12 protein-coding genes are annotated in these 12575 nt (G+C 64.6%); 8 read left to right on the forward strand and 4 right to left on the reverse strand.

The window, feature by feature from the left end; all coding sequences use genetic code 11:
• Positions 1–28: 28 nt before the first annotated feature.
• From BMX85_RS15775 to BMX85_RS15785, 3 genes are all read left to right on the forward strand, one after another.
• On the forward strand, positions 29–388 hold the full coding sequence (locus BMX85_RS15775; protein WP_090319791.1) for a DUF2946 family protein: 360 nt from the start codon (positions 29–31) through the stop codon (positions 386–388).
• Positions 389–474: 86 nt separating this feature from the next.
• On the forward strand, positions 475–1098 hold the full coding sequence (locus BMX85_RS15780; protein ID WP_090319794.1) for an SCO family protein: 624 nt from the start codon (positions 475–477) through the stop codon (positions 1096–1098).
• The gene (locus tag BMX85_RS15785) at positions 1095–1532 is read left to right on the forward strand and encodes a copper chaperone PCu(A)C (RefSeq protein ID WP_090319797.1); all 438 of its coding nucleotides are present in this window, start codon (positions 1095–1097) and stop codon (positions 1530–1532) included. Before BMX85_RS15780 ends, BMX85_RS15785 begins: the two co-directional genes overlap by 4 nt.
• On the opposite strand, the gene BMX85_RS15790 is transcribed toward BMX85_RS15785, so the two are convergent.
• A complete protein-coding gene (locus BMX85_RS15790; RefSeq protein ID WP_090319800.1) occupies positions 1507–2067 on the reverse strand; it encodes a hypothetical protein in 561 nt (186 codons plus the stop codon). The two genes, BMX85_RS15785 and BMX85_RS15790, sit on opposite strands and share 26 nt — an antisense overlap.
• Positions 2068–2382: 315 nt before the next feature.
• On the opposite strand from BMX85_RS15790, the gene BMX85_RS15795 reads away from it, so the two are divergent.
• Positions 2383–3735, forward strand: coding sequence for an MFS transporter (locus tag BMX85_RS15795; protein ID WP_090319803.1), 1353 nt, complete (start codon positions 2383–2385; stop codon positions 3733–3735).
• Between the two features lie 140 nt (positions 3736–3875).
• Here the strand turns inward: BMX85_RS15795 and BMX85_RS15800 are convergent, their stop codons facing one another.
• The gene (locus BMX85_RS15800; RefSeq protein ID WP_090319805.1) at positions 3876–5051 is read right to left on the reverse strand and encodes an acetyltransferase domain-containing protein; all 1176 of its coding nucleotides are present in this window, start codon (positions 5049–5051) and stop codon (positions 3876–3878) included.
• Between the two features lie 119 nt (positions 5052–5170).
• On the reverse strand, positions 5171–5725 hold the full coding sequence (locus BMX85_RS15805) for a thymidine kinase (RefSeq protein ID WP_090319808.1): 555 nt from the start codon (positions 5723–5725) through the stop codon (positions 5171–5173).
• 209 nt (positions 5726–5934) lie between these two features.
• Here BMX85_RS15805 and BMX85_RS15810 point away from each other — a divergent pair, with 209 nt between their 5' ends.
• From BMX85_RS15810 to BMX85_RS15820, 3 genes are read left to right on the forward strand one after another with little or no spacing between them, the layout of a single operon-like run.
• Positions 5935–7302 (forward strand): pyridoxal-phosphate dependent enzyme, encoded by a 1368-nt coding sequence (locus BMX85_RS15810; RefSeq protein ID WP_090319811.1) that lies wholly within the window; start codon positions 5935–5937, stop codon positions 7300–7302.
• Positions 7299–8474: a trans-sulfuration enzyme family protein gene (locus BMX85_RS15815; RefSeq protein ID WP_090319813.1), complete on the forward strand. Its 1176-nt coding sequence runs from the start codon at positions 7299–7301 to the stop codon at positions 8472–8474. Before BMX85_RS15810 ends, BMX85_RS15815 begins: the two co-directional genes overlap by 4 nt.
• A gap of 50 nt (positions 8475–8524) precedes the next feature.
• Positions 8525–8890 carry an HNH endonuclease family protein gene (locus tag BMX85_RS15820; protein ID WP_090319816.1) on the forward strand — a complete coding sequence of 122 codons (366 nt, stop codon included), beginning with the start codon at positions 8525–8527 and terminating at the stop codon, positions 8888–8890.
• A gap of 11 nt (positions 8891–8901) precedes the next feature.
• On the opposite strand, the gene BMX85_RS15825 is transcribed toward BMX85_RS15820, so the two are convergent.
• Positions 8902–10080, reverse strand: coding sequence for a M23 family metallopeptidase (locus tag BMX85_RS15825; protein ID WP_090319819.1), 1179 nt, complete (start codon positions 10078–10080; stop codon positions 8902–8904).
• 188 nt (positions 10081–10268) lie between these two features.
• On the opposite strand from BMX85_RS15825, the gene BMX85_RS15830 reads away from it, so the two are divergent.
• Positions 10269–12530: a PhoX family protein gene (locus BMX85_RS15830; protein ID WP_090319822.1), complete on the forward strand. Its 2262-nt coding sequence runs from the start codon at positions 10269–10271 to the stop codon at positions 12528–12530.
• Positions 12531–12575: the final 45 nt, after the last annotated feature.

Raw genomic sequence — 12575 nt, forward strand, 5'->3', positions numbered from 1 at the left:
CCGCGGCGTTTTCACCTATAATTAGCACATGGGTAATTTCTTCCACCACCGGCGCCGCACCAGCCTGATCGTCTGCATCGCGATCTTGCTGAACCTGTTGACGCCGGCGCTCGGCCAGGCGATGTCGACGCTGCTGCGCGATCCGCTGACGCTGGACATTTGCAGCGCCACCCCGGCCAAGCGCACGCAGGACATGCCGGCCGCCGGCATGAAGCACTGCGTGTTTTGCGCCACCCACGCAACCCCGGCCGCGCCGCCGCCGTCGATTCCAACGCTGGTCGCGCTGCTCGACGGCCACGACGTCTATCCATCCCTCAGTTATCTGTCGCCTTCCCCGCTGGCTGCCTGGTCCGGCGCCAAGCCGCGCGGCCCGCCGTCGCTGTCCTGACCCTCGCTTGACGCGCACGATACGCCGCCCTGCCCCACGTCGGGCGCCGCGCGTGCGCACGCTTTTTCATCATCGACAGGATATCTATGCAAAGACGGTATTTCATCTCCACGCTCGCGGCCGCGCTCACCGTGCTGGCCACGGCCGCGCCAGGCATGGCCGCGCCGGCCTACAACGGCATCGACGTCACCGGCGCCGCCATCGGCCCGGACTACCAGCTGTTTTACGCCGACGGCAAGCCGGCGTCGCTGCGCGACTTCAAAGGCAAATACGTGATGCTGTTCTTCGGCTTCACGCAGTGCCCGGACGTCTGCCCGACGGCGCTGTCGCGCGCCGTCGAAATCAAACGCCTGCTGGGCGCCGACGGCAACAAGCTGCAAATCGTCTTCGCCACCGTCGACCCCGAGCGCGACACCGGCCCGCTGCTGGCCGAATACATGCGCGCCTTCGATCCAACATTCGTCAGCGTGCGCGGCAACCTCGCGCAGACGGCCAAGGCCGCCGCCGACTTCAAGATCTTCTACCGCAAGGTTCCCAGCGGCAGCTCGTACACGATGGACCACACCGCCATCACCTACGTGTTCGACGCCGACAGCAAGATCCGGCTCGCCTTCAAACATGACCAATCCGCCCAGCAATGCGCAGACGACCTGCGCAAACTGATGGCGCCCGCACGACCAACCAGCTTCCTGAAAGGACTCTTCCAATGAAAAAACTGCTCTCCCTGCTGCTGCTCGCCGCCCTTCCCGCCCTGGCCCAGGTGACCGTCGGCGAACCGTGGGTGCGCGCCACCGTCGCCGCGCAAAAAGCCACCGGCGCCTTCATGACACTGACCTCGACGCAGGGCGCCAAACTGGTCGGCGTAAGCTCGCCGGCCGCCGGCGTGGTCGAAGTGCACGAGATGAAAATGGTCGACGATGTGATGCGCATGCGCCAGATCACGGCGCTGGAGCTGCCGGCCGGCAAACCGGTCAAGCTCAGCCCCGGCGGCTATCACCTGATGCTGCTGGAACTGAAGCAGCCGCTGAAGGCAGGTGCCACCGTGCCGCTGACGCTGGAGATCGAAAACGCGCAGAAGGTGCGCAGCAAGATCGTGGTGGAGGCGCCGGTCAAACCGCTCAGTACGGCAGCCATGCAGCACTAGTCATCCCCGTGACGCCGGCCACCCACCAGCCGGCGCCAACGATCGGCAAGTACGGCCACGACCGCAGCGAGATTTTCCAGTCGACGGGGGACGGCCAGAAGGCCAGGAACTGCGGCGCCACGCCGAACGCCAGCGCCACGTCGATCCATTGGAAATGCAGGCCGTAGCGGGTGCGCCACCACGCCACCAGAAACGGCAGCACCACCACCACGAACGGCGCCAGCGCCGATGGCGCCGCGTTGTACCAGCGCACGCGCGTCAGCCGTACCGAGCCCAATTCCCAGCCCTGCCCGACCCGGCGCGGTATCACCGTGAAGGCGGCCGGGCGGGCGCCCGTCAACTTGGCCGCGACGAAATGGGCCAGTTCATGGCAAACCGTGCCCGCCAATGTGAACAGGAAAAAGAAGGGATGCCGCGCCGACAAGGCGCGGATCAACAGCGCCAGCAGCAGGGACGGCACCAGGTAGATCAGAAGATCGCGATGGTGGCACAGCCAGGCCGGCGCGAGTAGGCTACATTCAAACAGGCTGCTCATACGGCATCGTCGCACGGTGGCTATCCCACGTCAATTCCGATCCCGCCCCGGGCCGGCCAGGCTGCGCAACCCGGCCCGCTACGCGCGCTCGCCGGCCGCCGCCGCGCCAGCGAAAACTCGCCACATATCGTCTTGTACATACGTCATCGTACAACTAAAATCAACCGAGGAAAACGTTTAACTAGTTGATTTACTTGAACTTAGTTGTAGCCGCCACGGATCGGTATAACCGCGATACGAATTTTAGATATCTGGTTGTATGATGTCTGATATCTGCGCTATTATCTGCGCACACAACATCAGCAAGGAGATCGCATGACGACGCAGCAAGCACCAGCAACGCGGGTACGTTGGCTCATTCTGGCCATACTGTTCGCAGTCACCACCATCAATTACGCCGACCGCGCCACCATCGCCATCGCCGGCCCCGAGCTGAAGAAGCTGCTGGGACTGTCGCCGGTGCAGATGGGCTATGTGTTCTCGGCGTTCGCCTGGTCCTACGTGCTGGCGCAATTGCCGGGCGGCTGGCTGCTCGACCGCTTCGGCACCAAGATCACCTATTTCTTCAGCATCTTCATGTGGTCGCTGTTCACCCTGCTGATGGGGACGGTCGGCTTCCTGACCGGCGCCGCCGCGCTGACCGCGCTGTTCTGCCTGCGCCTGGCAGTGGGCGCGTCCGAGGCGCCCTCCTTCCCCGGCAACAGCCGGCTGGCCTCGTCATGGTTCCCGACCGCCGAGCGCGGCACGGCCGCCGCCATCTTCAACTCGGCGCAATATTTCGCCACCGTGCTGTTCGGTCCGCTAATGGGCTGGCTGGTCCACACCCACGGCTGGGAAAGCGTGTTCTACGTCATGGGCGGCCTGGGCATCCTGATGTCCTTCATCTGGCTCAAGATGGTGTACGGCCCGAAGGACCACCCGCGCATCAATGCGGCCGAGCTGGCCTACATCAAGGAAGGTGGCGCGCTGATCGATCTGGAAAGCAAGGATAAAGCGGTCGCCACGACCAAGCTCGACACCGGCTCGGCGATCCGCCAGCTGCTCGGCAACCGCATGCTGCTGGGTGTCTACATCGGCCAGTACTGCATCAACACGCTGACCTACTTCTTCCTGACCTGGTTCCCGGTTTATCTTGTGACCGAGCGTCACATGACGATTTTGAAGGCCGGCTTCGTCGCCGCGCTGCCTGCGGTGGCCGGTTTCCTCGGCGGCGTGCTGGGCGGCGTGATCTCGGACCGTCTGATCAAGCGCGGCTTCTCGCTGTCGGTGGCGCGCAAGACGCCGATCGTCTGCGGCCTGCTGCTGGCGATGTCCATGATCATCTGCAACTACGTCGAAACCGACTGGCTGGTCATCACCGTGATGTCGCTGGCGTTCTTCGGCAAAGGGATCGGCGCGCTGGGTTGGGCCGTGGTGGCGGACACGTCGCCGAAGGAAGCAGGCGGCCTGAGCGGCGCCCTGTTCAACACCTTCGGCAACACGGCTGGCATCACCACGCCGATCGTGATCGGCTACATCCTGCAGGAGACCGGCTCGTTCGCCGGCGCGCTGGTCTTCGTCGGCGCCAACGCCGCCGTCGCCATCCTCTGCTACGTGCTGATGGTGGGCGAAATCAAGCGTTTCGAGTTCAAAACGCCGGTGCTCACCAAGCTGCCGCTGGCGGCGTAACCCGGGACCGGCACCGCATCGCCCAAGAGCCACGCAGGGGGATTAGGCGGAACGCCGTCATCGTCCATGCACGCGTCATCGACACGCATGCATGGCCGATGACGCTTCGCTAATCCACCCCACGTGCTTTAGCGGCGGCTTTAAAGATATTTGACCCAAGCCATCGTCGTGCGGCGCTTGAACTGGCCGAACATCTTGCACGGCCAGTACAGCAGCGGTATCAGCAGCGCCGACATCAGCCACACCGCCCAATAGTCGTCGAACTCGTAGCGCCCGCCGTAATTGGCGCCGAACAGCGCCAGCGCAGCTTCCTGCAGGAACAGCAGCGTGAACAGGTGCAGCAGGTAGTAGAACATCGGCACGCCGCCAAACACCGCCGCCACGCGCAAGAAACCGTTGTCGCGCCCTTCCAGCCACGCCAGCACCAGGCATCCGCCTCCCAACGTGATCAGCAGGAACGCCAGCGACGGCGGATATTTGGTCACGTTCAGGAACGACATCACCGTCCTGACCGCCGTCTCGCCGGGCGCCCAGTGCAGCGTTTCGCCATAAATGTTCAGCCCGCGCAGCACCAGCAGCAGCGCCACCGACACGCATCCGGCGATCAGCAGCGCCTTGCGGCGGTCCGCCGGCGACTGCGACCTGGCGTACCACGGGCCGGCCGCGTAACCCAGCACAATCACGCCGATCCACGGCAGCAGCGGGTAGCTGACCTTGATCTTCAGCGCCCCTTCCGCCACCAGGTACCCGCGGTCGTGCAGAATCGTCCAGGGCACGAAGCCCCAGTCACCCGGCGCAAACGAGATCGGCGTCAGCAGGTTATGTCCGAACACGATGAGCAACCCGAGCGCCACCAGCACCTTGCGCGGCAGCCGATGCAGCAGCGCCAGCGCGATCATCGACAAGCCGATCGCCCAGATCACCTGCAGGTAGATAGTCGCCGGCGGCAAGCGCCCGCTCCAGGAGATATTGATGACGAAGATTTCCAGCGCCACCAGGAACAGGCCGCGCTTGAGCAGGAAGCCGGTGGCCGGGCGCGCTCCGCTGGCCGGATGCGCATATAGCCACGCCGATAAGCCGGTGAGGAACACAAAGATCGGCGCGCAAAAGTGCGCCGCGAACCGGCCAAAGAACTGCGCCGGTTCGATCGTCGCGATGTCCATCGGATCGGGCACCGGCCAGCGCAGGAAAAACCGCTCGCGCACGTGATCGAGCATCATCACCATCATCATCAGCCCGCGCATCACGTCGATCGACGCCACGCGTCCGCCAAACGCCGGCGCCCTGCTGTCGCTTACAGTCGCATTCACACTCATGTCACCCGCTGCACCTATACCTAAGAATGGACTTGCATTATACATGTCAACGCAATTGACTTGCGTTAAAGCGTATTGAAGGTATCCGCTGCGCGGGGCGCCGCGAGGCTAGCGGCGGCCTATTCCGAGTAGAAGCAACGCCCGCAGGCCTGCCGGTAGGTCTCGTTGCCGCCGATGCTGATTTGTTCGCCCTCTTTCATCCGCTTGCCATGCTGGTCGACGCGGATGTTCATGGTCGCCTTCTTGCCGCAGGTGCAGATGTTCTTGAGTTCCTCGATGTCGTCGGCCAGCGCCAGCAGGTAGGCGGAACCCGGGAACGGCTCGCCACGGAAATCGGTGCGCAGGCCGTAGCTGATCACGGGAATGCCGCGCACTTGCGCCAATTGGTGCAACTGCTGCACCTGCGCCGTCGACAGGAACTGCGCCTCGTCGATCAGCAGGCAGGCGATCTTCTGGTCGATCTGGACGAGGAAATCGGTGTCCGCGTCGAACACCTCGGTCTGGCGCTGCGGCCCCAGCCGCGACGTCACCTGTCCCACGCCGTAGCGGTTGTCGATGGCCGCCGTGAACAGGCGCACCTGCTGACCCTGCTCTTCATAGTTGTGCGCCACTTGCAGCATCGCCGTGGACTTGCCCGCGTTCATCGCAGAGTATCGAAAATAGAGTTTTGCCACTGCCGCCTGCCTTCACCTATGTACCGTCTTGAGGACGGAATTATAAACCGGGGAAACGCCCGATTGGGCAACGCTATGATCGTTGAAGCCGGCATATTTCCCCTCCACATCCCCACCGCGCTTGCGCCGCCGCATATCGCCGCCGCTACGAGACGCACCCATCGACGGAAAAAAGCGCATACTTGCCGGAAAAGCAGCAAGGAGACCTTATGCGCACCCCCGCACTGTTTACCCTGATCGGCAACACGCCACTGATCGAGATTACCCGTCTCGACACCGGCCCCTGCCAACTGTTCCTTAAACTGGAATCGCAAAACCCCGGCGGCTCGATCAAGGACCGCATCGGCATGTCGATGATCGAGGCGGCCGAAGCCGATGGCCGCCTCAAGCCCGGCGGCACCATCATCGAGGCGACCGCGGGCAACACCGGCCTCGGTCTGGCGCTGGTCGGCCGGCTCAAGGGCTACCGCGTGCTACTGGTCGTGCCGGACAAGATGTCGACCGAAAAAGTGCTGCATCTGAAGGCGCTCGGCGCCGAGGTGCGCACCACCCGCTCCGACGTCGGCAAGGGCCATCCCGAGTACTACCAGGACTTCGCCGCGCGCCTGGCCGCCGAAACCCCGGGCGCCTGGTTCGCCGACCAGTTCAACAACCCGGCCAACCCGCTGGCGCACGAAACCACCACCGGCCCGGAAATCTGGGAGCAGACCGGCCATGACGTCGACGCCATCGTCGTCGGCGTCGGCTCCTCCGGCACCTTGACGGGCTTGACGCGCTACTTCCGCCGCGTCGCGCCGAATCTGGAATTCGTGCTGGCCGACCCGCAAGGCTCGATCCTGACCGAATACATCGAAACCGGCCGCGTGGCCGACACCAGCGGCTCGTGGGCGGTCGAAGGCATCGGCGAGGACTTCATCCCCGCCATCGCCGACATGACCGGCGTGCGCAAGGCCTACACCATCACCGACCAGCAAAGCTTCGACAGCGCCCGCACCTTGCTGCGCGAGGAAGGCATACCGGGCGGCTCGTCGACCGGCACCCTGTTGGCGGCCGCCCTCAAGTACTGCCGCGAGCAGACCACGCCCAAGCGGGTGGTCAGCTTCGTCTGCGACACCGGCACCCGTTACCTGTCCAAGGTCTACAACGACGGCTGGATGCAGGACCAGGGCCTGCTGCGCCGCCCGCAGGAGCGCGACCTGCGCGACCTGATCGGCCGCCGCTACGACGCCGGCCAGGTGGTCAGCGTCTCGCCGGAAGACTCGCTGCTGATCGCCTTCAACCGCATGCGCGCCGCCGACCTGGCGCAACTGCCGGTGATCTCCGCCGGCCGGCTGGTCGGCATCATCGACGAATCGGACCTGCTGCTGACGGTCGACACGCAACCGGAGCGCTTCGCCAACCCGGTCGGCGCGACGATGACGCGCCGCCTCGAAACGCTGCATCCGTCGGCCGACCTGCACGCGCTGCGCGCGGTGCTCGATCGCGGCCTGACGGCGGTGGTGGCCGACGGCGACATCTTCTACGGCCTGATCACCCGCTTCGACCTGCTCAACCATCTCCGAAGGACGCTATCTTGAACAAAAAAGCCGCCCAAGCCCTGTCGACGCGCGTGATCCACGCCGGCCAGTCGCCCGATCCGTCGACCGGCGCCATCATGCCGCCGATTTACGCCACCTCCACCTACGTGCAGCAGAGCCCGGGCGTGCACAAGGGGCTGGACTACGGCCGCTCGCACAATCCCACGCGCTGGGCGTTGGAGCGCTGCGTCGCCGACCTGGAAAGCGGCGCGCAGGCGTTCGCCTTCGCCTCCGGCCTGGCGGCGATATCGACGGTGCTGGAGCTGGCCGACGCCGGCTCGCACATCATCGCCGGCGACGACATGTACGGCGGCACCTACCGCCTGTTCGAACGGGTGCGCCGCCGCAGCGCCGGCCACGATTTCACCTACGTCGACCTGACCAACCCGGAAAACCTGCTGGCCGCGATCAAGCCGCAGACCAAAATGGTCTGGGTCGAAACGCCGACCAATCCGATGCTCAAGCTGGCCGACCTCGAAGCCATCGCCGCCATCTGCCGCGAGCGCGGCATCATCGCCGTGGCCGACAACACCTTCGCCAGCCCGCTGGTGCAACGCCCGCTGGAACACGGCTTCGACATCGTCGTCCATTCGGCCACCAAATACCTGAACGGCCACTCCGACGTCATCGGCGGCATCGCCATCGTCGGCGCCGAGGCGCACCAGCAGGCATGGCGCGAACAGTTGGGATTCCTGCAAAACTCGGTCGGCGCCATTGCCGGGCCGTTCGACAGCTTTTTAACGCTGCGTGGCGTCAAAACGCTGGCGATCCGCATGGAACGCCACTGCCGCAGCGCGCTGGAGCTGGCGCGCTGGATGGAACAGCAGCCGGAAATCCGCCGCGTCTACTACCCCGGGCTGGAATCGCACCCGCAGCACGCGCTGGCCAAGCGCCAGATGGAGGGCTTCGGCGGCATCATCTCGATCGACTTGAACACCGACCTGGCCGGCGCGCGCCGCTTCCTCGAGCATTGCGAGGTGTTCGCGCTGGCCGAAAGCCTGGGCGGCGTCGAGAGCCTGATCGAGCATCCGGCGTTGATGACGCATGCCACCATCCCGCCGGCGCAGCGCGCGCTGTTGGGAATTGGCGACGGTCTGATACGGCTGTCGGTCGGAATCGAAGATATAGAGGATTTAAGGGCCGATATTCGCGGTTCGCTCGACGCGATTTAGGTGCTAGTATCGGCAACGTGAACAATCATGCCTGAAACCAGATCGCAACCATGTTGGAATTCGTCTTCATCCTGATCGGCGTCGTCGTCATCGCCTGTGTCTATTCGATAGGCGTCGCCAGCGCCAGGCCTATCCCGGGCAGCGGCTTTTACAAAGTCTCCAGGGATGGCCGCGTGATGGTCGCCGGCGGCACCAAAGTCAACGTGCTGCGCCCGGTGATCTATCCGGAAGGGCTGAAGGTCAAACTGCGCGGCGGCAGCCGCGTGGGCGAGTTCTGGGTCCATGAACTGGTGGCCGAAGCCTATCTGCCCAATCCCGGGCGGCTGACCGGCGTGCGCCACAAGGACGGCAACGTCCGCAACAACACGATCGCCAACCTGGAATGGGTCCAGCAGGAGCAGGCCATCGTCAGCTAGCCGCCTGCCGGCTAGTCCGCGCCGAAATCGACGACCGCGCCATCGAGCGGATACTCGCGCGTCCGCACTTCCCACTTGCCCTCGCCCACCCGCATGCGGAAGCGGTCGATCAGATAGGGCAAGCCTTCGCCGTCGAGGATATCCGTGCCGGTGGTCACCTGGAAGTGCAAATGCGGCACCCGCGCGTCGCCCGAATTGCCGACACGCGCGATCAACTGCCCTTTGCGGACCCTGGAGCCCGTCTTGACCAACACGCTCCCCGGCTGCAGATGCGCATACTGCGCGTACTGTCCGTTCCCCAGATCGACGACGACGAAATTGCCGGCGAGGTTATCCATCGTCATCGGCACGGCCGGGGTGAAACCGTCCTTGGTGCGCGGGATATTATCCGGCATGCCATTTCTGGCGCCGACCACCCACCCGCCGGCCACGGCGATGACGTCGCGGCCATACGCATGGTAGGCGCGGACGTCACGCGCGTCGCCGCGGTAGATCTCCCCGTCCCGGTAGATCTTCCAGTCCAAGGCATAGCGGCGTGCATTCCGCGCCAGGCCGCCGGCGACAAACACACCCTTGCGATGATGCGAATGAAGGCTCGGACCATTGTCGGCAGTCCAATCCGATCCGGTCAACGGGGGGCCCAGCACCTGCAGCCTGGTCGAACGCGTTGCGATCGCCGGACCGTCGGCGAAGGCGCCATCGAGCAGCACGCGGTGGCGCAGCTTCGCCGGCGCCGCCGTCTTGTCGAACGCAAGGCACAGCGAAACGATCGCCCCCTGCCCGGCGCCCAGCCGCGTGGCTCCGCCTTGCGGCTCGCCGCCGACCATCCGCAGACGCTCCTTCACTCGCGCCTCGTCCAGCACCGACACGACCCGCATTTTGTCGTCGTCGGCATTCAGAATCTCGACCCCACGCACCGTCATGGCTTCGTCGGAGAAGTTGCTCAGATACAGTTCGTAGAGCAGATAGTCGCGTCCGGCGGCGGCAAACAGCGTCGGCGCCGCTGGCGTGCGCACTTCGAGCTGGGTCGGCGGGAACGGCAAAACGCGCGCCTCGGCGGTGGAACCGCCCGTGCCCTTGGCGATTACGTCACATCCTTGCGGCGCGGGGAAATCGGCCGCCGTTTGCGCCCGGGCCGACAAGCCCGCCAAGGCGCTCAAAACCACCACCTGCATCGCACGAATTAACATTTTCGCCTTAATGACTAAAAAATACGATCTTAAGTCATTACCTTTAGACAAGCATTATTAATTTCGGTGCTAGAACGCAAACCAACCGACTGTCACTATTTTGTCATCACCTTGTCATGGTCACGTCATAAAGGCTAGCTATCATGCGCTTGCCATTTTAACCATGTCAATACAGGACAACCCACCCAATGAACAAGCCAAACGATCTGGTCCGCACTTCCCTCAATGCGGATGATATCGAGAGCCACGCCTCGCCGAGCGAACACTTCAACACGATCCTGGCCGCGCGCATGAGCCGCCGCAACATGCTGCGCGGCGGCGCCGTCACGGCCGCCACGGCGATCATGGGATCGATGGGCCTGAGCGCCTGCGGCGGCAGCGACAATGTCGGCCCGGCCGTCACGCCAACGCCTACGCCTACGCCACCGCCGGTCGCGACCGAAAAACTGCTGGCCTTCGCCGCCGTGCCGAAAAGCCTGGCCGACCAGGTATCGGTCCCCGCCGGCTACACCGCCACCGCGATCTACGCGCTGGGCGACTCGCTGCGCGCCGCCACCCCGGCCTACAAAAACGACGGCACCGACAGCGACTTCGAAAACCGCGCCGGCGATCACCACGACGGCATGGAATACTTCGGCCTGTCCGCGACGGGCACGCCGCTGGCCTCCGGCGCCGACCGCGGCATCCTGGCGATGAACCACGAAGCGACCACCGACGAAAAACTGTCCTCACACTTCCTGCACGTGAACGGCGGCACCACCTCGCTGCCGCGTCCCGCCGCCGAAGTGGACAAGGAAGTGGCCGTCCACGGCTTGAGCGTCGTCGAAGTCAAAAAGACCGGCACCACCTGGGCCACCGTCAACGACTCGGCGTTCAACCGCCGCGTCACCCCGCTGAGCGACATCGAGATCTCCGGCCCGGTGCGCGGCAACGCGCTGGTGGTGACCAAGTACTCGCCGACCGGCACCAAAATGCGCGGTACGCTGAACAACTGCGGCACCGGCAAATCGCCATGGGGCACCTACCTGAGCGGCGAGGAAAACTGGGCCGGCTACTTCGCGCGCGGCGCCGCCGACGATGCCGCCCGTGGCGACAAATCGGTCGTCGCGCTGAAGCGCTATGGCCGCAACCAGGGCTCCACCTCGCGCCACGGCTGGGAAACCGGCGGCACCGACGACAAGTACGCGCGCTGGGACATCAGCAAAAAAGGCGCGTCGGCCGACGGCAGCGACGACTACCGCAATGAATTGAACGGCATGGGCTACATCGTCGAGATGGACGCCTACGACAAGACCAAGGTTATCCGCAAGCGCACGGCGCTGGGGCGCTACGCGCACGAAAGCGCCGCCTTCAGCGTGCCGGCCGTCGGCCAGCAGCTGGCCGTCTACATGGGCGACGACTCGCGCAACGAATACATCTACAAGTTCGTCTCCAACGCCACCTGGCTGGCGGCGGACGCCAACCCGACCGACCGCATGGCGACCGGCGACAAATACCTCGACTCGGGCAAACTGTATGTGGCCAAGCTGGCCGCCGACGGCACCGGCCAGTGGATCGAACTGTCGATGTCGAACGCGCTGATCCAGGCTTACACCGCCTACAAGTTCGCCGACCTGGCCGACATCATGGTCAACACGCGCCTGGCGGCGGACGCCGTCGGCGCCACCAAAATGGACCGTCCGGAATGGTGCTCGGTCAACCCGGCCAATGGCGAGATCTATTACACGCTGACGAACAACTCGAACCGCACCGTCAATCCGACCGGTTCGTCGCAGCTGGCCCCGGACAGCGCCAACCCGCGCGCCTACACCGACATGAAAGGCACCAGCGCGCAAAACGGCAATCCGAACGGCCATATCATCCGCTTCAAGGAAGGCACCGGCGCGGCGGCGGCCACCAGCTTCACGTGGGACGTGTACCTGTTCGGCGCCGAGAGCGGCGCCGACAGCAGCAAGATCAACCTGTCGAGCCTCACCGCCGACCAGGACTTCTCCAGCCCCGACGGCCTGGCGTTCAGCCCATACACCGGCATCTGCTGGATCCAGACCGACGACGGCGCCTACACCGATGTCACCAACTGCATGATGCTGGCGGCGATACCGGGCAAGGTCGGCGACGGCGCCAAGTCCACGCTGAACTACACCACCACCGCCGGCGGCAGCCTGGCCGTGGACACCTTCATCGGCAAAAAGCCGACCGCCGATACGCTCAAGCGCTTCCTGGTCGGCCCCGCGGGCTCGGAAATCACCGGCATCACCGAAACGCCGGACGGCAAGACGATGTTCATCAACATCCAGCATCCGGGTGAAACCACGTCGGTGGCGAACATCAACGATCCGACCAAATACACCAGCCAGTGGCCGTCGAACGCCGGTTACGGCGCCGGCAAGCGTCCACGCTCGGCCACCATCGTCATCACCAAAAACGATGGCGGTCGTATCGGCAGCTGATGCTGATCTGAAGTGAAAACGGCCCGGTCGTGTAGCGCGACCGGG

It is taken from the genome of Duganella sp. CF517, from assembly GCF_900110275.1.
In the GTDB taxonomy this organism is placed as follows: domain Bacteria; phylum Pseudomonadota; class Gammaproteobacteria; order Burkholderiales; family Burkholderiaceae_D; genus Rugamonas.

What these genes read in the sequence shown, in the direction of transcription:
- BMX85_RS15775 (WP_090319791.1), top strand. Translation starts at nt 29, where the DNA reads ATGGGTAATTTCTTCCACCACCGGCGCCGCACCAGCCTGATCGTCTGC.
- BMX85_RS15780 (WP_090319794.1), top strand. Translation starts at nt 475, where the DNA reads ATGCAAAGACGGTATTTCATCTCCACGCTCGCGGCCGCGCTCACCGTG.
- BMX85_RS15785 (WP_090319797.1), top strand. Translation starts at nt 1,095, where the DNA reads ATGAAAAAACTGCTCTCCCTGCTGCTGCTCGCCGCCCTTCCCGCCCTG.
- BMX85_RS15790 (WP_090319800.1), bottom strand. Translation starts at nt 2,067, where the DNA reads ATGAGCAGCCTGTTTGAATGTAGCCTACTCGCGCCGGCCTGGCTGTGC.
- BMX85_RS15795 (WP_090319803.1), top strand. Translation starts at nt 2,383, where the DNA reads ATGACGACGCAGCAAGCACCAGCAACGCGGGTACGTTGGCTCATTCTG.
- BMX85_RS15800 (WP_090319805.1), bottom strand. Translation starts at nt 5,051, where the DNA reads ATGAGTGTGAATGCGACTGTAAGCGACAGCAGGGCGCCGGCGTTTGGC.
- BMX85_RS15810 (WP_090319811.1), top strand. Translation starts at nt 5,935, where the DNA reads ATGCGCACCCCCGCACTGTTTACCCTGATCGGCAACACGCCACTGATC.
- BMX85_RS15820 (WP_090319816.1), top strand. Translation starts at nt 8,525, where the DNA reads ATGTTGGAATTCGTCTTCATCCTGATCGGCGTCGTCGTCATCGCCTGT.
- BMX85_RS15825 (WP_090319819.1), bottom strand. Translation starts at nt 10,080, where the DNA reads ATGTTAATTCGTGCGATGCAGGTGGTGGTTTTGAGCGCCTTGGCGGGC.
- BMX85_RS15830 (WP_090319822.1), top strand. Translation starts at nt 10,269, where the DNA reads ATGAACAAGCCAAACGATCTGGTCCGCACTTCCCTCAATGCGGATGAT.